Here is a 26,166-nt window from a genome sequence, read left to right as displayed (position 1 = left end):
CATTTCACATAAAAATATAAAAAGCCGGAAAGGATTGGGAAAGTAATAAGAATTTCAGCAGCCAGCCGGTATTGTGTCAGAATGTACAGGTGAAATATCAAATAATTCATCCGTGCAGAATTAGTTTTACGACAACCAGAATAATTCCGCTGATGATAGCTACAGGCCCACGTTATTACCCTTTTTCTGTTTTCGGGAGATATCTCCTTTGCCGTTACCTTTTGGCGTGCATATCAGGACTCCTGTGTTTTGTAAGGCCGGTTACGGCGCAAACAACGGCATTGCGAACCGGTTTTCTTCACCCGCCGGCCAGCGCCGGACCTGGGGTGTATTGGTATTTTATGGATGGGAATCTTTCCAAAGCCGGTATTACCGCCGATCTGGAAGCCATGAAAACAGCCGGTATTACCAACGTTACTTTCCTGGAAGTAAATGTTGGTATTCCCCGTGGGCAGGTGGATTTTCTGAGTGAAGCATGGCAGGATATTTTCACCCATACCGTGCGGGAAAGTGAAAGGCTTGGCATAGAAATTACGCTGGGCATAGGCCCGGGATGGTCCGGTAGTGGCGGTCCCTGGGTAACTGCTGCCCAATCCATGCAGCACCTCGTAGCCTCTCGTGTAAACGTGACGGGCAACGATAAAAAGCCGCTACTACTGCCATTGCCATCTCCCCGGAATCCCTTTTTCGGAGAAGGCGGTTTTACCCCTGATCTTAAAAAGCAATGGACAGATTTTTATGAAGATGTGGCTGTACTGGCTTTTCCTACTCCCGCTTCTGCCACACCAATTCCGGATATTGATGAGAAAGCATTGTACTATCGCGCGCCCTACACTTCTGTGGCCGGCGTAAAACCTTACCTGACGGCGCCTTCCACGTATGAATCCTTACCTCCATCTGCATTGATTGCAAAAAAGCAACTCATCGATCTTACAAAACAACTCCGGCCGGATGGAACGCTGAACTGGACCGTGCCACCGGGTAACTGGACCATTATGCGTTTTGGCGTGCGTAACAATGGCGCTGTCACCCGCCCTGCACCCTTTCCAGGCCTGGGTTTCGAAGCAGATAAACTGGATACGACTGCCATCAATGCACACCTCGATCATTACATTGGTACGTTGCTGCGCAAACTGGGCAAGCGGGATCCCGCACTGCCCGGAGGTTTGAAACGATTGCATATGGATAGCTGGGAAATGGGCGCACAAAACTGGACGAAACATTTCCGGGAAGCTTTCCGGAAAAGAAGAGGCTATGATCCGTTGCCCTTTTATCCTGTATACACCGGCAGCATAGTGGAAAGCCCGGAAATCAGTGAACGCTTCTTATGGGACCTGCGTCAGACCGCACAGGAACTGGTGCTGGAAAATCATGCCGGCCAGGTTAAAAAATATGCGCACCGGAACGGGCTCAGTTTATCGATAGAGCCATATGATATGAACCCCACAGCCGACCTGGAACTGGGCGCCATCGCCGATATACCTATGTGTGAATTCTGGAGCAAAGGCTTCGGTTACAACTCCTCATTCAGTTGTATAGAAGCAGTTTCTGTAGCGCATGTGAATGGTCAGGCGATGGTGCCTTCGGAAGCTTTTACCGCCGAGAATAATGAAGGCTGGAAGCAATATCCGGGGGCTATGAAGAACCAGGGCGACTGGGCCTTTGCGGCCGGGATTAACCGCTTTGTTTTTCACACCTTCCAGAGCCAGTTGCTGCCGGATTCGCTGCGGCCGGGCATGACCATGGGGCCCTATGGGGTTCACTGGGACCGTAACCAGACCTGGTGGCCGATGGTGGGCGATTATCATCGTTATTTGTCACGCTGCCAGTATATCCTGCAACAAGGTACTACGGTGTCGGATATACTCTATTTAACACCGGAAGGAGCGCCACATGTTTTCCTGCCACCTGCTTCGGCATTGTCCGGTGATGCGGTGCTACCCGATCGCAGGGGCTACAACTTTGATGGTTGCGCACCTGGACAATTGTATAAAGCTACCGTACAAAACGGTCGCATCGTATTTCCCGGAGGTGCCAGCTACCGCATTCTCGTGCTACCGGCGGTTACCACCATGACACCGGCTTTGCTGGAAAAAATCCGTTCCCTGGTATTCGCCGGCGCTATCGTAACGGGTATCCCGCCGCAGCAGTCGCCGGGATTATCTGGCTATCCGGCCTGTGATACAAAAGTGCAAGCCCTGGCTAAAACCCTGTGGGCAGGCGGGTCTACAGGCAAAGGAAAAGTGATTTACAGCTACGCTGCTGCGGGGCAGCTTTATCCGCATTACGACAGCACTGCCGCCATACTCGCTTCCATGGGTATTCCGCAGGATCTTACCGCCGATGAAAATATTCGCTATACCCACCGGCGTACCGGCAATATGGATATTTACTTTGTATCCAACCGCAGCGGAGCAAAGGTGAATAGTAACGCTGTGTTCCGCGGTCAGGCGGGCGCGCCGCAATTGTGGGATCCGATGACGGGCGCCATGCGGATGCTTCCGGAATATCATACCAGCGGAAGCCTGACCAGTGTTCCTTTACAGTTGGAGGCATATGAAAGTTATTTTATTGTGTTTGCAAAAGAGGGGATAATGGGCGTGAGTGAGTCAATGGCAAAGGTGTTTGAAGATGCAAAAGAAGTGGCCACAGCGTCTTCATCTACCGGAAATAAAAAAACGAGTACCCCTGCCGGCAGTGTAAAAATGCCGGTATCTTCCAAAAACTTCCCGGAAAAAACAACCTGGTTTTCTTTAAACGGTCCGTGGCAGGTAGCCTTCGATCCGAAGTGGGGCGGCCCGGCAAATTGCATTTTCGATTCTTTGCAGGACTGGACCCAACGGCCCGAAGCAGGCATCCGCTATTATTCAGGTGTGGCCACTTATCATAAAACATTTGACCTGCCGGCAGGCGCCCGAAAACAGTCATATCTGCTACAATTGGGAGCAGTGAACAATCTGGCCAGGGTGATCCTGAACGGGAAAGACCTGGGCGTGTTATGGGCAGCGCCCTGGCAGATAGATATCAGCAATGCTTTACGGGAGAAAGATAATCAACTCGAAATAACCGTGGCCAATCTGTGGCCCAATCGCCTGATCGGCGATGAACAGTTGCCCGACGACGGTATTAAAGACGGGCAATGGCCTGCATGGTTGCAGAAAGGGCAACCGCGTCAGAGTGCCCGCTATACTTTCGCCACCTGGAAATTTTACACGAAAGACTCACCCCTGTTACCATCCGGGTTACTGGGACCGGTCACTATTCAAACTATCGAACCATGAGTACATTGAAAATAGGTCTTTTTGGCATCGGCCTGGAAGCCTACTGGGAGCAATTTACAGGTCTGCAGGAGCGCCTGTCGGGATACATCGGTATCGTACATACGCAGTTACAGCAATATGGCGCTGATATTGTAAACCTCGGATTAATAGACACGCCGGAGAAGGCATTTGAAGCCGGCAGCCGTTTCCGCAGGGAAGAAGTAGACCTGATTTTTTTATACGTGACTACTTACGCATTGTCTTCTACGGTATTGCCGGTGGTGAAAAGAGCCAAAGTACCGGTGATTGTATTAAACCTTTCTCCCGAAGCGGCGATCGACTATGCCACATTTAACCGTTTACCGGACCGCACTACCATGACGGGCGAATGGCTGGCTTTTTGCGCGGCCTGTCCGGTGCCGGAAATCGCGAGTGTGTTCCGTCGCTCACAGATTCCTTTTTACCAGGTAACGGGTATGCTGCAAAACGATCCGCAGGTATGGACAGCGGTGGAAGAATGGATCGCCGCCGCGAAAGTGGCGCATACGCTGTATCACAACCGCCTGGGTTTAATGGGTAATTATTATGGTGGTATGCTGGATATCTATTCCAACCTCACCTTACATGCTGCGGTTCTTGGCGGACATATGGAAATTATAGAGGTAGATGAACTGTCGGGTATCCGCAGCACCGTGAGCGAAGCAGCCATTGCCGCCAAACTGGAGGAAGTGTACCAGGTGTTTGACGTGCAACCCGATTGTGCACCCGAAGAATTGCACCGTGCCGCAAAAACAGCGGTAGCGCTGGATCTGCTGGTGGAAAAACACAAACTGGGGTCACTGGCCTATTATCACAAAGGAAGTGGTAACGCCGTAAATGAAGATACCATGAGTTCCGTGATCATGGGCAACTCCCTGCTGACAGCACAAGGCATTCCGGTAGCGGGAGAGTATGAAGTAAAGAATGCACAGGCCATGAAGATCATGGACAGCTTTGGTGCAGGCGGTTCGTTTACGGAGTACTACGCCATGGATTACCGCGACGATATTGTGCTGATGGGCCACGACGGACCTTGTCACCCGGTGATTGCCGCCGGAAAAATAAAACTGAAACCGCTGCAGGTATATCATGGAAAAGTAGGAAAAGGATTATCGGTGGAGATGTCGGTTGCGCATGGCCCGGTTACCCTGTTATCACTGGTGGAAACCGCCGATGGCAAACTCCTGTTCCTGCTGGCGGAAGGCGTTTCAGAAGAAGGGCCTATTCTTGAAATCGGGAATACCAACAGCAGGTACCGCTTTCCCTGCGGCGCCCGGAAATTTGTGGAAAACTGGAACGCACAGGGGCCGGCGCATCATTGCGCGGTAGGGAAAGGGCATATCTCCGGTAAAATCCGGAAGCTGGCAGAATTGCTGGGGATCGAAGCTATCCAGGTCTGCTAGTGTTGTTATGGATGAACGTCAGTGCTGCTACCGGTTGTAAGCGGTCAATGTTTGTATCAAAAACGGACATATTAATTTAAATTCGCTTTTTAAATAATTGATCCGCATAGCCAGAAGGAAGTGGCATGTTTTTTCAACAGCCATAGTAGCTGATACCATCACCATGATAAGAAACTACTGTCGGATTGCCTGGCGCAATCTTGTTCACAATAAAGCATTTTCTGCCATTAATATCCTGGGCCTTGCATTAGGATTGGCCTGCAGCCTCCTGATGATCCTGTGGGTACAGGATGAGCGGAGCATGGATCGTTTTCATGAAAAGGGCGACCAGTTATACCAGGTTTACCTGCGGCAATCGTACGACGGCAAAGTAGATGGTGGGTATCTTACCCAGGGGCCACTGGCGGCAGAACTGAAGAAAGAAATCCCGGAAGTGCTTTATGCCAGCGGATTACAATATTATCCACCGGTAGCGTTCCAGGTAAATGATAAGGCCTTGAAAATGAGTGGTGGCTATGCCAGCCCCGATTTTTTCCGGATGTTCAGCTATCAGGTATTACAGGGAACTGCTGCATCGGCGATCGATAAACCCGGTACTATTGCTATTTCCAGGCATATGGCAGAATTGTTTTTTGGTAGTCCGGAAGCGGCGATGGGAAAAACCATCCGTTATGAAGATACCACCAATCTCGCCGTAAGCGCCGTGTATGAAGTGCCCGCCACTTCCTCGCAGCAATTCGATTTTATCCGTAACTGGGACGACTTCACCAGGGGGAATGCATGGGCTAAAAGTTGGGGCAGTTTTAGTCCTGCTACGTATATCCGGCTCCGTGATAATGCCGACCGCTATAAAGTAGCTGCTAAAATAAAAGACTTTGTATATCATTACCAGGAAAAAAGCGCAGGCTCCTATACGGAGCTGGACTTGCAGCCCTACGCGGAGAAATACCTCCACGCTACTTTTAGCAATGGCATTCCTGATAGCGGCCGTATTGAATATGTACGGTTGTTTACCATACTGGCCGTATTCATCCTGCTGATCGCCTGTATCAACTTTATGAACCTGGCCACTGCCCGCTCTGTAAAAAGAGCAAAGGAAGTGGGTGTAAGGAAAGTAGTGGGCGCCATGCGTGGTTCACTGATCATCCAGTTTATCGGCGAGGCGCTGTTGCTGGCTTTTTTAGCCCTGTTATTGTCTTTGTTGCTGGTGGTGGTGCTGCTGCCTGCCTTTAATCAGCTGAGTGGAAAACAACTGTTTCTGCCTGTTACACAGCCTGCATTCTGGGGTACCTTGCTGGCACTTACCACATTTACCGGCTTCGTTGCCGGTAGTTATCCGGCATTGTTCCTTTCTTCTTTAAACCCTGTGCGTGTACTCAAAGGTAGCTTGAAATTCAGCGCCGGCGCCACTTATTTCCGTAAGGGATTAGTCGTGTTCCAGTTTACGCTGTCTATTTTATTGATGATAGGGATGTTTGTAATTTACCGGCAGATGGATTATGTGCAGACAAAGAACCTGGGCTACGATCGTCAGAACCTGATCTATATTCCCATCGAAGGGGACCTTATTTCCCGGTACTCCGTTTTTAAAGAAGCGGCGGGTAATCTGCCCGGTGTGCTGGCGATATCAAAAATGAAAGAATCTCCTACTGTTATTGAACATCATAAGGGCGACCTGAGCTGGTCGGGAAAAGATCCCAATCAGCCGGCATCTTTTGCAGATGCGGCGGTGGGATATGATTTTGTGAAAACCACGCGTCTCACCTTGCTGGAGGGCCGCGATTTCTCCCGTGAGTTCGGGAATGATTCTGCGAGCTTTATCCTGAATGAAACCGCAGTGAAAAAGATAGGGTATGTACATGCAGTAGGACAACCATTCCAACTTGGAAAGGTATCCGGTACCATCATCGGTGTTCTCAAGGATTTTCATTTCAACTCTATGCACGATGCGATTGAACCGCTGGTGATCCGGTTGGATGAAAAACCTAAATGGGGTAACATCCTGGTGCGTACTGCTGCCGGGAAAACGAAGCCGGTATTGGCCGGACTGGCAGGCATCTGTAAAGACCTGAACCCCGACTTTCCTTTTACCTACCAGTTTTCCGATGAAGAATACACCCGGCTTTATAAAAGTGAACAAATGGTAGGTACGCTCTGCAACTATTTTGCGTGTCTGGCTGTGTTTATTTCCTGTCTTGGTTTATTTGGTCTTGCTATGTTCACTGCTGCGCAACGGACCCGGGAAATAGGCGTTAGAAAGGTGCTGGGGGCATCTGAAACCAACATCTTTATCCTGCTCTCCACCAGTTTTCTGAAACCGGTATTACTGGGGATGTTGCTTGCTTTCCCGTTGTCGTGGTACGCGATGGGGCAGTGGTTGCAACATTTTGCCTATAAAACATCGCTGGAGTGGTGGGTCTTTGGAATAGCCGGCGGCATCACCGTATTGATTGCTTTACTGACGGTGAGCTTCCAGAGCATCCAGGCTGCACTGATGAATCCCATTAAAAGCCTGAAAACAGAATAATCCTACTCATTGGGGTGCTAATTCCCCATAAGCCCGCTAAAAGTGCCGTCTGTGCGATGGCATGCAGATTGCCATACCATCATAAATTCAAACACTATGAAAGTACTTGGCACCATCCTCGTTATTGTGGGTATCGCAATGATCATCATTCGCGGATTCTCTGTTCCTACAGAAAAGAAAGTAGTGGATATTGGTCCGGTTGAAATTAACAAGAAAGAAAACAAATGGATAGGCTGGCCTACTTATGCCGGTGGTATTGTGGCGATTGTTGGGGTTGTATTATTGGTAGGTGCAAAGAAGAGAGACTGATGTAGGCTATAACGGGAATGACTATATTAGGGGTAAATAATACCCTTTTGAGTACCTGGAGAAGAAAAGCACTGGAATGTATGCCATTCCATAAAAGAGATATAGAAGCCCCGGATTTTTCAGTACATGAAATGATGGGGCTTTTGCTGGATGCTGTTGTTAAAGCCCATCAGCAAACCGATCATGCGCGTTTAACCCAATATTATGCGTTTGCCGCCTGGTGTTTGCGTCAGCGCGACAAAAAATTATGGAATGCTGCCGGTGTTAGTTTTTATGAACACCTGGGCAATTATGAAGAAACCCGTTCTGCCTTACATTTATGGGTGGATAAAGATGTTTATCTTCAAATCAGCAGCCTGCTGGAAAGAATGATGGAGCCCTCCGCATTTAAAATATTGGATAATACATTCCTCGCAAAGACGTAGCCGATTTTCTCCCTGTAACGGGGGGTGTGGAAAAAATATTACCTTTAGCCCATATTGAATTTATATGTCGGCTGTTGGTGTACAACATATTGACCTGGATATTTTTAACGGGTTGTTTGATAAATATAAGAACCGTTTATACGGATATATTTTATCACTCACGCATTCGGAGTACTATGCGGAAGAAATAACGCAGGAACTCTTTATCAAGATATGGATGTCGCGCGACCTGCTGGCGAAAGCGGAGAACCTGGAGTATTACCTCTTTACCATGGCCCGCAACCGCACTATCTCCTTTTTGCGGAATGCCGCAGCAGATGTGAAAATTTTGCAGCATTTGCAGGCACAGATGAAAACAGACCGGAATCCTGCGGAAGACCGGCTCGCTAAACAGGAATACGATAAATTATTGTTACAGGCAGTAGGACAATTGAGTCCCAAGCGGAAAGAAGTGTACCAGTTGAGCCGCGACAAAGGATTAACCCTCGATGAAATTGCGGCTGAAATGGGTATTTCCCGTAATACCGCCAAAAATCACCTCATTGCCGCCCTGCAATTTATCCGCACTTTTCTGACCGATCACCGGGTGGAAATGCTGCTGCTGTTTGTCCTGTATGCCTGATCTATGGCGCTCAAAAAAAAGTTTAAAAATATTTGTCTTTTCATTAGTCCTTTTTTTTAGCGGAGGCGTCTACTGTCTGCGGGACACTTACATACTATAAGAGCATGTCATCTACAGAAAGACTGGAAGTATTATTCGATCGTTATGTGCGCCGGGAATGTACCCCCGGTGAAGTGACAGAGCTGGTGCTGTTGATGCAGGACCCTGCTGCGGAGGAAATACTTACCCCAGCGATGATGGCATTGTGGGAACGTATCCGGAAGGAAGAAACCACTTACCCGGTGAACTGGGAGCAGATGTATGCCAGTGTAACAAGTGTAGAGGACGTACAGGAGCCACTTCCGCAAATAAGATGGTGGCGTCCCATGGCAGCGGCCGTGGTAATATTACTGGCAGCGGCAGGTAGCTACCTGCTTTTTATCTCCCGGAAAACGGCCAAAGAAAATACCACCATGCCGGTAGCCATGCAGGATGCATCTCCCGGTGGTAACAGGGCAGTGCTGACACTGGGCAACGGAGATACAATAGTGGTGAATGCCCATCAGAATGGATGGACCGCGCAGGAAGGGAGTAGTAGTGTAGTGAAGAAAGACAGTAATACGCTGGTATACGAAACAACAGGTAAGAATACTGCAACAACGGTTGCGTATCATATATTAACAACACCCCGTGGCGGACAGTTCCGGGTTGTACTGCCAGATGGCAGCCGGGTGTGGTTAAATGCGGGCTCTTCTGTCAGGTATCCGGTGGCCTTCAACGGTACCAGGAGGGAAGTAACACTCACCGGTGAAGCTTACTTTGAAGTAGCTGCGGACGCCAGGATGCCTTTCCGGGTTACTGCAGGTGCCGTGGTGATGGACGACCTGGGCACCGCGTTTAACGTGATGGCCTATCCGGACGAAGCGCAGTTGAAAACCACACTGGTGGAGGGAGCGGTAAAGGTGCAGCGCAAAGAAGAAGCCGTTATACTGAAACCCGGACAGCAGGTAGCAGCAGGGCAGGAGCTGAAAGTACAGACCGTAGATACCGACGAAGTCATCGCCTGGAAGAATGGCGAGTTTTCGTTTAACCATAACAGTATTTATGAAATTATGCGGCAGATAGCCCGCTGGTATGAAGTAGAGGTGAAGTTTGAAGGGCAGCATGATACTTACCTGAGTGGTAACATCAGCCGGTCAGCAAATCTGTCGGAAGTACTCCGGATGCTGGAGTTGGCGGGAGATGTGAAATTTGTGATGAAGGACGGACAGGTAACCGTGATAAAAAAGTAAAGGCATAGAAACAGTATAAAGTAATGAGCATAAGATTCCACGTTTTTTTTATAAGCTGCCTGATTGGTAGCTTATGGGCACAGGCGCAACATTCTCCGAGGTATCCCACCTATAAAGGGTTGGTGATGGCAGGTTACCAGGGCTGGTTTAACACGCCCGGCGACAGCGCCGGCAGGGGCTGGCATCACTACGAAAAAAGAGGGGTATTTCAACCGGGTTCCTGCGAGATAGATTTCTGGCCGGACGTACGTGAATACAAAAAAACCTATACCACTCCTTTCTCTTTTGCAGACGGATCACCCGCATCGGTGTTTAGTCCACATGATGCTTCTACGGTAGCCGTGCATTTTAAATGGATGAAAGATTATGGTATTGATGGTGTTTTTATGCAGCGCTTTGTGGCAGAGATCCGCAATCCCAGTGGAAAGCGGCATTTCAATACGGTACTGGATCATGCCATGAAAGCGGCAAAGAAATATGATCGGGCCATTGCAGTGATGTATGATCTCAGCGGTATGCGTGCAGGAGAAGAACAGCTGGTGCTGTCTGATCTGGATGAACTTAACCAGCAATACGATCTGCTGCATGGCAGTAAAAGCCCTACCTATCTGCATCACAACGCAAAGCCGCTTATCGTGATCTGGGGTGTTGGCTTTAATGATCGCCGGGCTTATGGTCTGAAGGAAGCAGAAACATTACTGGATGCGATGAAAGCAAAGGGTTTCAGCGTAATGTTGGGTGTGCCAACCTATTGGCGCGAACTCAGGCAGGATGCGGTGAGCGACGAAGGGTTGCACCGCCTTATTAAAAAATCGGATATCATTATGCCCTGGTTTGTGGGTCGTTATAACGGAAAGAGTTATGATGGTTTTAAAAAGCTGGTGGCAGAAGATATTACCTGGTGCAAAAGTAATGGTGTAGACTATGTGCCATTGGCATTCCCGGGTTTCTCCTGGAAAAATATGAATGGTCCTAAAGCCAATACCATTCCGAGAGAAGGAGGCAGCTTTTACTGGCGTCAGATTGCAGGCGCAAAAAATGCGGGTGCGGAAATGTTGTATGTGGCCATGTTTGATGAGATGAACGAAGGGACGTCTATTTTTAAATGCGCCACGACAGACCGCTTGCCTTTGAATGCAGATGGTTCGTTTACCGGTATAGAAAAGGAGTTGGGCAGCGATTACTACCTGTGGCTTACAGGTCAGGCTGCACGTTGGTTTCACGGTAAAGGAACTTATGGCGACCAGTTGCCCGCAAGAAAGTAAATACCACCGGTATGAATATACGAAACAGTAAATGCTATCATTAAGATGTGTAAGAAATACACAGTTTAGTTTAGCAATAATTATTAAAAAGGAACGTCTTTAATTTACACTATTTTATCACGTGCGTATGCTATTTTATCCTTTATCTGGCAAGGAATACAGCCGAAAGTTGCCGCTAAAATTATTTATGATTTTTTTGGCTAAAACTTTGGATTTTCAAATAACGCATCGTATTTTAGTATTGTTAAAACGTTTTAGCACCAAGGCTTTGAAAATCTTAAAGAACAATTCCAAAATTTATGATGTAGTATTACTTAGATCAATAGAAAGTTCCACGATTCCACGTTACAGGCATTTGTTGCTCTCATTTATTCAGGTCCGATTGTACAACCAGTTTTCTTTCCATTTCACCAGTCTCTTACCATTTTGGCCGTATGCTGAAATCAACCGGGAATATGTTTCCGCTTGCAGCATCCACAGAACAGGTAACCGGGATATCCTGGGAAATTAATACAGTAGGACACTTTACAAAATGTTGCTGGACAAATCACCTTATTTATTATCTGAAATTTTACCAGGTACGTCTTGGGTAGCTATTCCTTTGCCTTGACTGTCCTGCGTGTACGGGCATTTATCTGATGGATACAACCAATATCCAACATGTTATTAGTGTGGCATTGCTAGATATATCAACTAAAATTTAATCCAGGTAAAATGGAATAATATCCCTGTTCCATAGACCCTGCTGTATTACCAGGCAAACAACTGATGTCATGAAAAATTTTAGCAGTTAACAAGTAGCCGTTAGTCGCACATCGCCGCACAGCGTTGTGTTTTCCCATACTGGTATCCGTATCCGGACACCGGAACGGGGGTGCTTTTTCCATTATTTTTTCTACCTGTATACAGGTACAGGGAATGTCATGCCCTTTGTTTGCAAAATGAATTAGTAAGGAATACTAATTAAATAAGAATAAAAGATCCGGAGAACAGCGACCTGTGCTTAGCATTTTTCCGATTAAAATTCATTATTGAATATGAAACAATTAAACAACGTTCTTTTTATTCTCTGCTGCGTATTCGCCCTCCTGGTGCAGGCCACGGAAAAATCTGCGGCTGCAGCCGGCGGAAAGCCTTTGCCGGTCCATAGCATTTCTCCGCTGGCAGATACCACCCGTGGACTGATCGGGTACTATTTCCAGGATCCCACAGATGGTAAAGGCGGACCTTTTACTACGCTGGTATTCGACCGGCAGGATCCTAACTTCTGGTTCAACTGGGGAGATAATTCTCCTGATCCAAGGATCACCAATGATAACTTCTCCGTAAGATGGAAGGGGTTGTTTCGTGTACCCGTTTCCGGTACCTATACCTTTAATGCCAACGCAGATGATGGATTTAAATTTGTTATCAAAGACTTTGGCAAACGGGAAGCAGACGCAGGAACCGTGGTGATGAACAACAACGGTAACTGCTGCGCCGACTTCTCCGGAACGGTAGACCTGGTAGCGGGCAAACTGTACCCGATTGAAGTTGAATTTATTGAAAAGGGTGGTGGCGCCAATATCATGTATTTTAAATGGACTGCGCCGGGTATCGCCCAGCAGCAGGTGCCTGCGGAATACTTCTATTGCTTGTTGCCACAGGCTGCCGCAAGGCCTAAAATAACGCCCGACCGTGGTTTGTTTGAAGATCATGTGAACGTGTTCCTCAGCACCACCACCGTTGGCGGTACGATCCGCTATACCCTGGATGGTACTTTACCTACTATTAACTCTCCGGTCTTTGATCCGTTAAAAGATACCCTCAAAATTACCAGCACCACTACCGTTAAGGCCAGTACCTGGATGGATAATATGTACGTGTCGGAAGTGTCTACCGCTTTGTTGAGCATCATGCCTCCGGCATTACCCAATCCTGTATTTGTGCCTTCAGCAGGTATTTACAGTGAGCCGATTAAAATGGGCATCAGTGTGAAAGAGCCGGGCGCTACTATTTATTATACCATAGATGGCAGTACACCTAATACTTCTTCCCTGGTGTATACAGACTCCATACACATTGATTCTACCATGCGTATTAAAACCTTTGCCGTGAAAGAAGGCCACTCGCCTTCACAGGTAATGGCTGCCACTTATACCATTCTTCCGGATGGAACGAAGCAACCGGTATTCAGTGTGCCGGCAGGTAATTATAATGGCCCGCAGGATGTTACCATCACCAGTGCAACCCCTGGCGCCGTTATCCGCTACGCACTCAACGAAAATGCACTCAATATCAGTTCACCGATATATACCGGTCCGGTGAAGATCACCGCTACCACCACCCTGAAGGCATATGCTTCCGCTGATGACCTCACCGATTCCAAAGTAACGATTGCTTCCTACGTGATCGGTAAAGAAGATGTACTGGTAGATACACCACGGTTTACACTGCCATCAGGTACTTACAATGGCTCCAGGCAGGTGGGTTTATATACCAATACCAAAGACGCGGTTATTTACTACACCCTGGACGGCAGCGTACCGGATGAAAATTCCACCCTGTATTTTAATCTCATCCAGGTAAATGACAGTGCCATTATCAAGGCCATTGCCGTAAAACCAGGTATGAAGAATTCAGTGGTATCAGAAGCAAAATATGTGGTTACCGGTGCAGCAAAGGATACTTCCCTGCTAAATACCACTCTGCCTAAAGGAAAACTGGCGATTACACCTAATCCTGCCAGTGATCAGGCCAGGATCAGCTGGACGGATATGATCAATACCCGTGAAGGATACCGGGTTACCATCACCGACAGCAAGGGTGCTGTGGTGAATACCACCGTGATCACCAGCGGCTATACCTTCTATATCGTCAATACCCGGTCACTGGCCGATGGCGTATACTTCGTAAAGGTGCAATCAGGAGATTCTGTGGCGAAAGGGAAACTGTTGATTTCCCATTAAGCAACGATTGACAGGTAAAACAAATATGTATCATCAGATGATGACGGCAACGGCATCATGACTTATAAATCATTTGAAAATGATGTATCCCCGCTTTAATCAGGAAAAAAGGATGCCACGTGCAGGCAGATGGATGGCGGCAGGCCTGATAAGTATTTCCCTGCTGCTCGCAGGAAAACAAACCAACGCCCAGATGTCGTACAGCGGCGTAGATGGCCGCACCCACGCGATCAGCAGCGCCGTACCATTTCTGCGGATTACCCCCGATGCCCGCAGGGCGGCATTGGGTGAAGCCGGTATCGCTTTATCACCGGATGCCAATTCGGTCTTCTCCAATCTCTCGCAGCTTTCATTTGCTGAGGCAGAAAGGGGTGTTTCCGGCAGTTTTACTCCCTGGCTGAGGTCAATGGCCAGCGATGTATATCTGGCCGATCTGGCGGCTTATAAGAAGCTGGATGAACAACAGGCCATCGGCATCGGTTTCCGCTATTTTAATCTTGGTAGCATTCAGCTCACAGATTTTCAGGGCAACGATCAGGGTACGGTACGCCCGGGAGAGTTCTCCCTGGATGCAGGTTATACCCGTAAGTTATCTGAAAACTGGGCCGTGGGCGTAGCTTTCCGCTATATCCACTCCAAACTGGCCTCCGGTCCGAAAGCTGGTGGCGCCGGCACCTATAAAGCCGGTAACGCCTTCGCTGGTGATCTGAGCGCCTCCTATACTTCCGTAAAGGAATATGGCGGCGATCAGAAAGGTACCTGGCGCTTTGGTGCCGTGATGTCTAACATCGGTACCAAAATTTCCTACTCTACCGACAGCCAGGATAAATACTTCATACCTGCCAACCTGGGTATCGGCGCCGGCTATACATACCAGCTGGATGATAAAAACGCCCTTACCCTGACACTGGACATCAATAAACTCATGGTACCCACACCCGATAGCGTGGATGGAGACAAAGACGGTATCCCCGATTACCGCCAGAAAGGAATCCTCAGCGGCACCTTCGGCTCTTTCGGTGACGCCCCCGGCGGCCTGAAAGAAGAATTTCATGAACTGATGTATTCTACCGGTCTGGAATATACGTACAACGATCTGCTGGCGCTGCGGGCAGGTTATTACAATGAACATCAGACAAAAGGTAACCGGAAATACCTGACCGTAGGATTTGGCCTGAAGTACAAAATCGGAAACATCGACTTTTCGTACCTGGTTCCCGCAGGTGGAGATCCGCTGCACCCGCTGGCCAATACTTTACGGATTTCCCTTTCGGCAACATGGTAAGGCTCCCGGATAGCGACCGGCTCCGCAAGGGATTCCGGCCGCTATGGCATCGTAATATCATTTCTCATACACAAAATATTAGTTTATGCATTTCGTAATGCGACGCTGTGTTATAGGTTTACTGGCAGGTTGTTTTGCAGCAGAAACAGCAGCAGCTGAAGGCGTGAAAATTCCCGTACTCACCGGGTTCTCCGCACCGGCTGGTTACTTTATTCCAAAGGATACATCGGTAAAGAAGCTGAGTGAAAAAGCAAAGAAAGACAGTATCCGTAAAACAATGATCCCGGTGGATACCAATCACCTTAAACCTGCTACCTTCCGTAACAACGGACTGGACATGGGTAAGGCCGCTATTTATCCCTATTCTTCCCTCCAGCAGATGCTGAAAGGAGAAGTGGCCGGCGTATATATCCAGGAGCCCAGCGGTGAACCCGGTACCGAAATGAGCATGATGATCCGGGGTACCGCCATCCCCCTTACTTCCCACCGCGATGTGTATGATGCACAACCCCTGGTAGTACTGGATGGCATCCCGCTGATTATGGATCATCCCTTCGCATTTGACGTACAACAATATGATTACAACAGGCTCGGCCCCGCTACCAACCTGCTCTCGGCCATCGATCCCAATAACATCGCTTCGATTGAAGTGCTGAAGGATTACGCCGCCGCAGCCATATTCGGACCCCGCGCCGCCAACGGAGGTGTGATCTCCATCCGCACCAAGGCACCGGTGATCGGCGGCCGCAAAATTGCCTTTAATACCTGGTTTGGTATCGCTCAGAAACCTCACGTGAATACCACCAACGCCCGGTATGAAAATGAGTTCCGTCAGCCGTACTATAACAGGTACGCCAGCCTGGATAATATTCTTACCTATCCTTTGTATCTGCGAGACTCTACCAATGATGCGTATTATGGTCCGGCCAACTGGACGGACCGCTACTACGCGAATAAATTTATCCGTGGTGTAAATGCCAGCATCTCCAGCGGTTCCGACCGGGCCAACTTCCGTTTCGCTGCAGGTAATGAACAGATGAATAATCCCGGAGATGCTACCCGCCTGGACCGCTATAACGCCATGTTCGAAATCAACATGGTTCCCGTTTCCTGGCTTACCATGTCGGCTATGATCAACGCCACCCGCATGGAACGCATCCGCAACAGATCGCTGCGCGACCGCTTTGCAGATGTGCAATATCTCCCGGATCTCACCTCCCCGCTGCCACCCAATAAAGGCGCGTATGGTGCTTACCTGGACGAATACAACAAGTCGTTTGATAATAACAAAACAAACAGCATCAACGGCTTCTTCCGCCTGAAAGCACAGTTTTCACCAGACTGGAACTTCGTATCCAGCCTGGCTGCCGATTATAACGAAGGACTGCGGGATGTATTCTACCCCAGCACCCTCATGGAAACCATCAACTATGTTTCCAACTACTTCGGCTATAACCAGCGCGTAAGCTTCAACAATACCCTCAGCTTTCACCACAACTACAGTAAGGTACATGATGTAACGGTAGAAGCAGGACAGGTATTTGAAGCCGATTTTAACCGCTACAACTACGGTTATGCGTACAACGGACCGAATGACCTGATCAAGCTGAACCTGGTGAACTCCGATCCGAATAAAGCGGAATACTTATTACCTAAAACATATAACAGCGCACTGATCTACATGAACCTGGATAAACAACGGCATCGCCTGTTGTCGTTCTACGGCCGTGGTGCTTACCGCTACCGTGATGCGCTCGACTTCTCCGTGCTGGTACGCGCAGACGGATCTTCCAGCGCGCAGCCAGACAACTGGTGGACCGTTTCTCCGACTTTCTCTGCCGGATGGAACATGAAAAGTACACTGCTGAACGGCGAGAGCAAGATCAATGAAATGAGGTTACATGCCAGCTGGGGCCGCATTGCCCGCCTGCTGACAGATGACCGCTTCGGTGAAGGCTCCCAGTACCTGTCAGACGTTTCTTTCAGCAATAACCCGCTCAAGTTTTCCTACAACGCACTGGGCGCGCTGTCAAGACCCTATTCTACCGGGTATATCGGCAACAATATCAAATGGCCGTCTTCCGATCAGCTGGATCTGGGACTGGATATGGCTTTCCTGCAACGTCGCCTCAATGTATCCGTCGATGTATATGACAAAACAGATAAAGACATGCTGTTTAATATACCGGGTGGTAACGAATACGGCTATACGTCTATCTGGCAGAATGGTCTGAAAGTACGTAACCGTGGGGCAGATCTGACAGTTCAGGCCAATGTTTTACCCAAAACAAGCAAACTGCAATGGGTACCATCTGTCAATATTAACTATAACAAAAATACTTTACTGGCCTTACCCGGCGGTCTCAATGAAATGCAGATCGGTACCGGCGCTTCTGCCCGTATCCTGAAAGTAGGCAACGCCATCGATCAGTTCTGGGTACTGGAAAATAAAGGCATCTATAACAGGGAAAAGGATATCCCGGTAAATCCGAAAACCGGCGGCGCCCGCACTTATAAAGGTACGCCACTGTCGGCCGGCGATCCGATCTGGGTAGATCAGAACGGCGACAACACCATCGATGATAAGGATAAAGTACTGAAAGGCCACTACCTGCCACAGGTATCCGGTGGTTTCAGCAGTGATTTCTCCTACCGTAATATCACTTTTAGCTTTACCCTCTATGCCGCATTGGGAAAGAAGATCCTGAACCAGGATATGGCCAGTCACCTCGATTTCGCCAACCACGAAGGACAGATCTCTATGGATGCCGTGAAAGAAATTACTTTCTGGCAGAAAGCTGGTGATTATACCCGCTACCCACTTTACAATCCCTGGAGTAAAGTAGGCGCCTACCGTGCCGACCAGGACCTCTTCCTCGAAGATGGTTCCTTCCTGAAACTGCGGAATGTATCCCTGCAATACGATTTTACAAAGACCCGCTGGTGGAGTAAAAGATCAGCACTGCGCGGCCTCACCGTTTATGGTACTGCCAGCAACCTGTTCACCATTTCTCCCTATACCGGTGGCGATCCGGAGCTCATTTACTTTAACGGAGTGGATAACGGATATGGTCTTCCTATCTCCAGAACCTATACCCTGGGTGTAAAAATGGACCTGTAGGCGACCAATAATTAAATGAACCGCATAAAATGTTTTTTGATGAAGTATTCATTCTCTCGTAATAAAAAAAGGAAGGCAGCAAAGTGGTTGTTGATGGCATGCCTTTGCGGCGTTACCTTATCCGGCTGCAAGAAATTGCTGGACGTGGATTCCTCGCATACGGTGGCGGAAAAGAATATGTGGAACACACATGAAGATACCCGTAGTGCACTGATCGGCGTATATGGCCTCACACGTGCTGCGCTCGCTGACAATAATGCTTTCTGGATGTATGGGGAACTGCGCAAAGGCGATTTCGCCGCTGTACAACGCCAGGACCTCGATGCTGTGATCAATAATAACCTGCATGCGCCGCTCGACCTGCTTAATCAGCTATCCAACTGGCGTCGCTTTTATGCAGTAGTCAATGCCGCAAACCTGTTCCTCGAACATGTGGGCGAAGTAAAAGCAAAAGATCCGCGATACAGTGATCAGAACATGAACGTAGATATTGCCCAGATCCGCTTCCTCCGCGCCTTTGCTTATTTTACCATGGTAAGGGTATGGGGAGATGTACCACTGATTACTACCTCGCATGACGGCGAATTTATAAACCAGCCAAGAACGAGTCAGCAGAAAGTACTCGCCTTTGTAGAACAGGAGTTACAGGCTGCTGCCGATGCTTTGCCCTATGGCTACAGCAACGGTGATCCGCTGCAACAGGGGGATTACTACGCGGAAGGCGGCGATAAATGGAACGGTGTACTGGCGCGTAAACTGAGTGCCTATGCACTCATGGCACACGTAGCTGCCTGGCAGGCAAAGTACTCTTACGTGGCAGCCTATACGAAGTTTGTATTGGATAACGCACAAAAGAGTTCCCTGAACTTTCTGAGAACAGAAAGGCTCACCGCCTCCGATGGCTTCTTCTCCGGCAGAGGATCCAACAACTTTATCAATAACCACATGATTGCGTTTGACTTTCAGTTCTCAAACGGGGAAGCCTCCTATACCGGCCACCTGGAGGAACTGACCCTGGCCTTGCCGGTGGTATCTAAAAGTCAGCCGGAAATCTATGTTCCCAAAGATACCATCCTGGCCCTGTTCGACCAGAACCGTGATGAGCGTTTCAGCCTGGATAGTATCAAAGGCGAACCTACCAGTACCAACTATTTCACCAGCTTCGACAGCCATGTGCCTATTTTCTCGAAGATAAAAGTAATACTCGACGGTGGTACCATCGATCCTGACTTCCGCATGTATGGCAGTGCCATCATCTTTACCCGCATGGAAGACATGGCGCTGCTGAGAGCAGAAGCACTGGCGGTACTCGGTGATAAAGCCGGCGCCACAGATCTGCTGAACCAGATCCGCGACCTGCGCGTGATGGAAAGGTATGATGCCACAAAAGAACCGGACCTCGTAACCGCCATCTTCCGCGAACGCCATAAAGAACTGATGGGAGAGGGCTGGCGCTGGTTTGACCTGATCCGCTACCATAAACTGAAACGGGACGACGCCACCTTTAACCGGCTGATCGACCAGGGCGGTATCTACTGGCCAATTGCAGAAAGTGTGCTGTCGCAGAATAAGCAACTGACACAGAATGCTTACTGGATCAATAAATAAAACAGCATAGCTCTCTTTTTCTATTATTAACAAACAAATTATTTCTCATGCGAAAGAACATATTTCGTTGTGGTGCAGTAACAGGACTGGTGATATTGTTCTTATATGCCGGGTGTAAGAAGGATAGTGGGTACTATGATCATGAAAATGTGATTCATGAATTTAAAGGCAATACATACGAATTCCTGAAAAGTCAGACAGGTGTTTACGACTCCTTTCTGTTGGTAATTGACAGGGCCGGACTTACGGATAGCCTGAAAAAAGGTAATTATACCGTGTTCGCACCTACGAATGCCAGCTTCTCGGAAGCCATCTCCAATATGAATAACCTCCGTAAAGCTCAGGGCCGTCCTTTATTGTACCTGTCAACAGCGGCCGCGAATGAAATGGATTCGATGGTAACACGCTATATCATTCCCGGTATCATTCCGTCAGATAGCATGAGCAAGCAGGATGGTATCGATATGAGAGGAGTAAGGTACAATTACCGTATGCACGGGAGATATGTATCTACCCGTTCAGAAGGCTATACAGAAGGTGGCCCCGGTATCATAGAATTCAGCAATACCAAGAATGTAATATATACCCGTCAGTGGAGCACCAGCACCACGGTGACGGTAGACATTAAAACCACCAACGGGTTGGTAAACGTAATGGACCGCAACCATATTTTCGGTTTCGACGAATTTATCGGCCGTATCAATCCTACACTGCCGGTACCATTTAACGGGTATCCGTTACCTATTCCCGGCACCATTTCTTTCGACCAGTTTGATAAAGGTGGTGAATCAGTTGCCTACCACGATGAAGATGTACGGAACAACGGTGGTAAATACCGGCCGGGAGAAGGCGTGGATATTGAAGATGCAGGCGGTGGTGAAAATGGATATGACATCGGCTGGACTGCTTCCGGCGAATGGCTGGCTTTCACGGTATTCGTGAATGAGCCCGGTCCTTATCACCTCTATTTAAAAGCTGCATCCGGCAAAGGCGCCGGTGAAGATGCCGGTACCCTGCACCTGGAAATGGATGGCGATATGGTGACCAACGGTATCAAGATCAAAGGCACCGGCGGCAACCAGAACTGGTATTATAACGAGATCATTACCCGCCCGCTTCCTGCTGGTAAACACCTGCTGAAAGTGCAGTATGACCTGGCTAACTATAACCTCCGTTACATGCGTTTCGTTCCGATAAATAATGGTCCATGGCCCGTGCCAGGTACTATTCCGGTGGAAGCATTTGATCCCGGTGGAGAAGGTGTTGGCTATCACGATGCAGATGCAGACAATCAGCCTAAGAAATTCAGATTGAACGAAGGTGTAGATATCGGTATGGCGAAAGAAGGTGGTGGATATGAAGTGGGATGGACCAACGACGGCGAATGGCTGAACTATACCATCGATGTAAAGAAAGCCGGCGATTACTTCTTCTCCGCCAGGTTGGCCAGTCCGAATGAACCCAACGGAGGGCAGCGTTTCCATTTTGAAATAGACGGACAGGATGTGAGCGGATCTATGACCTGCCCTAATACGGGCGACTGGTCTAACTATAGGGATATTACCACACCACGCACGGTGCACCTGGAGAAAGGCATACATACCATGAGATTCTTCCTGGAAAACGGCGGTTATAATATCAGATCTTATAAAATCAGTGAAGTTAACTAAGGTTAACGAAACGAATAAAATGTTGAATGATATGTCTAAATTATGCAGATACGGACTCACCGGAACTTTCGCTGTCCTGTTAATGGGATTGGGAGCATGTAAAAAATGGCTGCCGGAAGATCTTGATTATTTAAGTCCGAAGGCCACGTATTCCCAGAAATCATTTACCCCCACTCTGGGCCGTACCACCGTTTTCAGCGGCATATATAATACCGATAACTCCACTACGCCACTCACGTTTAAAATCATGAATGTGCGTAACATGATAACGGGTCAGCCGTCTACTGATCTCAATAAAGTAATACCAGTATGGGTCTGGAAACAGGGATATACCGGTGACGAGAAATCGGTAGCGGAAATCAATGCGAAAAGAATACAGGAGAATCATCCGTTGTGGGAAATACGTGAACACTCCGGCGACTTCATACTCTGGGCAGGAGCAGACAGCAGCATGGTAGCACAAGTACCCAATGGCGGTTACCTGTTTGATGTAGTAGCTTCCAACTCCGGTGGTTCCAATACTTATAAGGATCTGACGCTTTTACCTTACAGGGAATTGCCTTATTCACCCTCCGCCGACATTGATCCGTTAACCGGAGCGCCGGCCATCCGATATACCTCGGATTCCTCCTCCTATGCACGGGTATACAATCACCCGGGAATGGTGAATATCATGGGTGATAGCACAGAGTTGCCGATGAAGAGTGATAGTGTGCGCGTACTCTTTCATAAAACAGGTAATGGCAGCTCACTCACTTTTAAATTCATGGACAAGGATTCGCTGCCCATCAATCCCGCTTTATTTAATGCTACCGGACCACTGGATAGTCTCATTCACGGATTTAGCCCGAAACTGACATCGGAGTATATCCGCTTCGATGTAGCCTATCCGATTCCGCTGATTAAATATCCTACCCGCTGGACAGTAGGCGACGGCTCACAGGCGAAAGTAAGATTCGCCTACGACCGGAAAGTCTTTGGAGGCTCAATAGCACGGGCTACGCTCGACTTCTACTTTGCGATCTATCAGAAAGGCGACTGGGAAATTATTTTCTATTTCTACAGCGATACACCAAGGTTCAGAAATGAATAGGGAAGAAAGCATCTGGTAATTCTAGTGAATCACATTTTGAAATAAATGATCTGGTGATATGAAACCAAATATATTTAAAACAACATTTCACGATAACAGTACGGCTGCCTGCTTTTATCGTTTTACTGCCAGAAGTATGGGTGCAGGGGCAATAGCGCTCCTCCTGCTGCTGGTGAATGCCCCCGCCGCCATGGCACAGCAACCCGCGCCGGCAGCTGCCCCCGCTGCGAAGGTTACCATTACCGGAACGGTGAGTGATAAGGTGTCTACCGAAGCCATGATCGGGGTAGGTATCCTGGAGATCATCGGTAAAACAAGAAAGGTAATCGGCGTTACCGACAACAAAGGAAATTTCAGTGTAAAAGTATCCCCGGACGCAAGTCTCGAATTCCGCTACGTAGGATACCGTGAATTTGTCGCTAAAGTGAAAGCTGGAAAGCCCCTGGATATCCGTCTTGTAATTAATGAGAACAAACTGACGGAGACCGTAATCGTGGGTTATCAGAATAAAACAAGGGAACTGGCCACAGGTAGTTCCGTGATCGTGAGTGGTAAAGATCTGCAACAGGTACCCGTATCCAACGTGGAACAGTTGCTGCAGGGCCGTGTACCCGGATTGAATATCCAGAACAATACCGGTGTTCCCGGAGGCCGTGGAACGGTTGCCATCAGGGGATTGTCCAATATCAACGTGACAGGTAGTGGCGCCAACTCTTTCCTGTCGCCCACCTCCCCGTTGTATGTGATCGACGGGGTGCCTATAGACGCTGATGCGAATTTCTCGTATGGCTTCCAGACACCAGGCCCCGGTGTGAGCCCCTTATCGCTCATCCCGCAGGAAGATATCCAGACGATGGAGATCTTAAAAGATGCACAGGCTACCGCATTGTATGGTTCCAGAGCTGCCTACGGTGTAATTGTGGTGACTACCCGCAGGGGAAGTTCCAGGATTCCTGTTGTACGTTATACCGGTAACTTCTTTATGAATACGCCGCCACAGCTGCGCTCCACTGTAGGAGGTAACATGGAACGCCAGATCCGTATCAAGGAAATTATGCAGTACGGCACCTATGCTGACCTGCTCAATATTTCCAAAACGGCTTTCCTGGCAGATAGCTTAAATCCATACTGGAACAGTTCTACCAACTGGCAGAGCATTTTCTACCAGACCACTTATAACCAGACGCATAATATCAACATCAGCGGTGGTGATCCTACTTTCAACTATAAAACGGATTTGTCTTACTACCACGAGAATGGGGTGATCCGCAATACCGGTTTCGATCGCTACTCTATCAACACCAACATGCTGTATCAGCCAACCCCGAGACTCAAAGTTTTCGGTTTGCTGAATACGCAGGTAGGTAAACGGAAGCTGGGTAGTGGTAACGGCCTGTTACAGACAGGTGTGGCAGACAACGGACAGAAATCATCGCTGTTGCCCGCTCCATCTTTCTACCAGAGTACCGCAGGATACCTGGGGGCACTGGAAATCCAGAATAACAACAAAACGTTGAACCTCAGCGCCAGCCTGGATGCTACGTACCAGATCATAGAAGGGCTTAGTCTTGGTTCAGCTATCAGTTATACCTACGCTTCCAACACCCAGGATGAATTTACACCGGCTGCTGCCAACAACGATTATTCAAAGATCAAGGCATACGACGACCGTAACTTCCAGTTATACAACCGTAACAGTATTACTTATTTTAAAAGTATCGACAAAGCGCACAACTTTACTGTCAACTTCCTGAATGAAACCTTTAACCGGGGACTACAGGCGAAAATGATCCAGCAGCAGCGTACTCCTAATGATCAGTACGAAGGTCCGCTGGGTTATGGTAACGATGCTTCCCGTGGTGGTGGCTTGCTGGACAACTTTGCCCAGAACCACACCGCTTCCTTTGCCGGTTTGTTTTCCTATAACTACAAACAGAAGTATGTACTGGATGCGAGTTACCGTATTGATGGAAGCTCTGCCTCCGGTTTCGAAGATCCGTACTCAAGAAACCCTGCACTGGGTCTGAGATGGAACTTTAATAAAGAGAAACTTTTCAAGGACAGCAAATGGCTGACCTATGGCTCCCTCCGTGGTAGCTGGGGTAAAAACATCGTTCCTTCCGGAGATGTGTTTTCTATCTATGGAACCTATCGCCCTAATGGTACCTATAATGGTAATCCCAGGATAGGCAGTGATTTTGATCAGATGGCCAACCCCTTCCTGAAGCCTACTACTACCACACAATATGATATCGGTGTTGAAGCCGGACTTTTCAAAGGAAAAGTAGATATGGTATTTGATGTGTACTATAAAACAGTGGAAAACCTGCTCCGTTCAAAAGATCTGTCGAACATGACCGGTTTCAACAAGGTAAATACCAACGAAACCTCGCTGGCGGATTATGGATATGAACTGATGCTGACTTTCCGTCCGCTGTCAACATCCAGCCCCTTCCAGTGGAGCATTTCTGTAAACGGCGCACTCAATAAAGATATCCTTACCCGCCTGCCGGCAGGCGCCCGTCAGCTCATCCAGAATGACAATGACAAAGGACAGAATGTATTGTACCGTGTAGGACGTAATTCACTGAGCAATTACCTCCTCACCACCAAAGGTGTATTCGGCAATGCGGCAGATGTGCCCATTGATCCTGCTACCGGTCTGAGATACCGCACTGCAGGCGGTCAGTATTTCCAGGCAGGTGATCCTTACTGGGAAGACAGGGATGGCAACTATATCCTCGATATCAATGATTACGCCATCGCGGGTAACTCACAACCACTTGTTACCGGTGGATTACAATCGTACCTGACCTATAAAAACTTCACTTTCAATATCACTGCTTCCTATGTAGCCATCCGCGATATCCTCAACGATGCACTGGCAGAAAGACTGCAGTACCTGGGCAAACCTTTTGACCAGAAATCGATCGTTGATTTCAATGAAATCGACTATTGGAAGAGAAGCGGCGGCAAGGCCACCTACAGTAACCCTTTCGACTATACGAGAGCAGGTGCTATCAATCCTTACAGAGCTGACCAGACGCTGTTCCAGGAAGATGGATCCTATTTCAAGATCAATACTATTGCGATAGGATATCTGCTGAATAAAAACCTGACGCACCGTTATGGTATCAATACAGTGAGAGTGTATGGTAGCTGTAATAACGTGAAAACTTTCTCCAGCTACAGCGGCCCCAACGCAGAAAACGTTTCCGCACTGGGCCGGGATCAGTCGAATGGCTACCCCATTCCACGCAGCTGGAACTTAGGTTTAAACGTAGAGTTTTAAGATAAATGTTTATTTAAAAGTTATTGAT

General features: G+C 48.4%; 15 protein-coding genes. All 15 read left to right on the top strand.

From position 1 onward, the window contains the following. Window positions 1-152 precede the first annotated feature (152 nt). The 15 genes from BMW79_RS26165 (at window position 153) to BMW79_RS26095 (ending at window position 26,138) form a co-directional block, all read left to right on the top strand. Window positions 153-3,281, top strand: a complete 3,129-nt coding sequence (locus BMW79_RS26165; protein WP_089900085.1) for a glycosyl hydrolase — start codon at window positions 153-155, stop codon at window positions 3,279-3,281. After that, entirely contained in the window at window positions 3,278-4,702 is a 1,425-nt protein-coding gene (locus BMW79_RS26160) for an arabinose isomerase (protein WP_089900083.1), read from the top strand. The genes BMW79_RS26165 and BMW79_RS26160 overlap by 4 nt, the downstream gene beginning before the upstream one ends. Before the next feature lie 163 nt (window positions 4,703-4,865). Then, window positions 4,866-7,229 (top strand): ABC transporter permease, encoded by a 2,364-nt coding sequence (locus tag BMW79_RS26155; protein WP_089904273.1) that lies wholly within the window; start codon window positions 4,866-4,868, stop codon window positions 7,227-7,229. A gap of 96 nt (window positions 7,230-7,325) precedes the next feature. After that, window positions 7,326-7,538 carry a hypothetical protein gene (locus tag BMW79_RS26150; RefSeq protein ID WP_089900080.1) on the top strand — a complete coding sequence of 71 codons (213 nt, stop codon included), beginning with the start codon at window positions 7,326-7,328 and terminating at the stop codon, window positions 7,536-7,538. A 47-nt stretch (window positions 7,539-7,585) separates the two neighbouring features. Further along, on the top strand, window positions 7,586-7,963 hold the full coding sequence (locus BMW79_RS26145; RefSeq protein ID WP_089900078.1) for a DUF7674 family protein: 378 nt from the start codon (window positions 7,586-7,588) through the stop codon (window positions 7,961-7,963). 64 nt (window positions 7,964-8,027) lie between these two features. After that, the gene (locus BMW79_RS26140) at window positions 8,028-8,585 is read left to right on the top strand and encodes an RNA polymerase sigma factor (RefSeq protein WP_089900075.1); all 558 of its coding nucleotides are present in this window, start codon (window positions 8,028-8,030) and stop codon (window positions 8,583-8,585) included. 104 nt (window positions 8,586-8,689) lie between these two features. After that, window positions 8,690-9,856 (top strand): FecR family protein, encoded by a 1,167-nt coding sequence (locus tag BMW79_RS26135; RefSeq protein ID WP_089900072.1) that lies wholly within the window; start codon window positions 8,690-8,692, stop codon window positions 9,854-9,856. A 23-nt stretch (window positions 9,857-9,879) separates the two neighbouring features. Then, window positions 9,880-11,121, top strand: coding sequence for a glycoside hydrolase family 71/99-like protein (locus tag BMW79_RS26130; RefSeq protein WP_089900069.1), 1,242 nt, complete (start codon window positions 9,880-9,882; stop codon window positions 11,119-11,121). A gap of 1,037 nt (window positions 11,122-12,158) precedes the next feature. Further along, window positions 12,159-14,069 carry a chitobiase/beta-hexosaminidase C-terminal domain-containing protein gene (locus BMW79_RS26125; protein WP_089900064.1) on the top strand — a complete coding sequence of 637 codons (1,911 nt, stop codon included), beginning with the start codon at window positions 12,159-12,161 and terminating at the stop codon, window positions 14,067-14,069. 79 nt (window positions 14,070-14,148) lie between these two features. Next, window positions 14,149-15,354, top strand: coding sequence for a type IX secretion system outer membrane channel protein PorV (gene porV / locus BMW79_RS26120; protein ID WP_089900061.1), 1,206 nt, complete (start codon window positions 14,149-14,151; stop codon window positions 15,352-15,354). An 85-nt stretch (window positions 15,355-15,439) separates the two neighbouring features. Next, window positions 15,440-18,475, top strand: coding sequence for a SusC/RagA family TonB-linked outer membrane protein (locus BMW79_RS26115; RefSeq protein WP_245752684.1), 3,036 nt, complete (start codon window positions 15,440-15,442; stop codon window positions 18,473-18,475). A gap of 39 nt (window positions 18,476-18,514) precedes the next feature. Next, entirely contained in the window at window positions 18,515-20,083 is a 1,569-nt protein-coding gene (locus tag BMW79_RS26110) for a RagB/SusD family nutrient uptake outer membrane protein (RefSeq protein WP_089904268.1), read from the top strand. Between the two features lie 47 nt (window positions 20,084-20,130). Further along, window positions 20,131-21,753, top strand: coding sequence for a carbohydrate-binding protein (locus BMW79_RS26105; protein ID WP_089900057.1), 1,623 nt, complete (start codon window positions 20,131-20,133; stop codon window positions 21,751-21,753). Window positions 21,754-21,784: 31 nt separating this feature from the next. After that, window positions 21,785-22,846: a DUF5007 domain-containing protein gene (locus BMW79_RS26100; protein WP_177192339.1), complete on the top strand. Its 1,062-nt coding sequence runs from the start codon at window positions 21,785-21,787 to the stop codon at window positions 22,844-22,846. A 58-nt stretch (window positions 22,847-22,904) separates the two neighbouring features. Continuing rightward, the gene (locus tag BMW79_RS26095; RefSeq protein WP_245752682.1) at window positions 22,905-26,138 is read left to right on the top strand and encodes a SusC/RagA family TonB-linked outer membrane protein; all 3,234 of its coding nucleotides are present in this window, start codon (window positions 22,905-22,907) and stop codon (window positions 26,136-26,138) included. Window positions 26,139-26,166 lie beyond the last annotated feature (28 nt).

It is taken from the genome of Chitinophaga arvensicola (assembly GCF_900110835.1).
GTDB classification, from domain to species: Bacteria; Bacteroidota; Bacteroidia; order Chitinophagales; family Chitinophagaceae; genus Chitinophaga; species Chitinophaga arvensicola.
This window is presented reverse-complemented; position numbering and strand designations above follow the sequence as displayed.

Excerpts from the sequence above, each read along its gene's own strand:
- BMW79_RS26165 (WP_089900085.1), top strand. The coding sequence starts at position 153 with ATGATAGCTACAGGCCCACGTTATTACCCTTTTTCTGTTTTCGGGAGA.
- BMW79_RS26150 (WP_089900080.1), top strand. The coding sequence starts at position 7,326 with ATGAAAGTACTTGGCACCATCCTCGTTATTGTGGGTATCGCAATGATC.
- BMW79_RS26160 (WP_089900083.1), top strand. The coding sequence starts at position 3,278 with ATGAGTACATTGAAAATAGGTCTTTTTGGCATCGGCCTGGAAGCCTAC.
- BMW79_RS26135 (WP_089900072.1), top strand. The coding sequence starts at position 8,690 with ATGTCATCTACAGAAAGACTGGAAGTATTATTCGATCGTTATGTGCGC.
- BMW79_RS26105 (WP_089900057.1), top strand. The coding sequence starts at position 20,131 with ATGCGAAAGAACATATTTCGTTGTGGTGCAGTAACAGGACTGGTGATA.
- BMW79_RS26100 (WP_177192339.1), top strand. The coding sequence starts at position 21,785 with ATGTCTAAATTATGCAGATACGGACTCACCGGAACTTTCGCTGTCCTG.
- BMW79_RS26155 (WP_089904273.1), top strand. The coding sequence starts at position 4,866 with ATGATAAGAAACTACTGTCGGATTGCCTGGCGCAATCTTGTTCACAAT.
- BMW79_RS26140 (WP_089900075.1), top strand. The coding sequence starts at position 8,028 with ATGTCGGCTGTTGGTGTACAACATATTGACCTGGATATTTTTAACGGG.
- BMW79_RS26115 (WP_245752684.1), top strand. The coding sequence starts at position 15,440 with ATGCATTTCGTAATGCGACGCTGTGTTATAGGTTTACTGGCAGGTTGT.
- BMW79_RS26095 (WP_245752682.1), top strand. The coding sequence starts at position 22,905 with ATGAAACCAAATATATTTAAAACAACATTTCACGATAACAGTACGGCT.
- porV (WP_089900061.1), top strand. The coding sequence starts at position 14,149 with ATGATGTATCCCCGCTTTAATCAGGAAAAAAGGATGCCACGTGCAGGC.
- BMW79_RS26110 (WP_089904268.1), top strand. The coding sequence starts at position 18,515 with ATGAAGTATTCATTCTCTCGTAATAAAAAAAGGAAGGCAGCAAAGTGG.
- BMW79_RS26130 (WP_089900069.1), top strand. The coding sequence starts at position 9,880 with ATGAGCATAAGATTCCACGTTTTTTTTATAAGCTGCCTGATTGGTAGC.
- BMW79_RS26125 (WP_089900064.1), top strand. The coding sequence starts at position 12,159 with ATGAAACAATTAAACAACGTTCTTTTTATTCTCTGCTGCGTATTCGCC.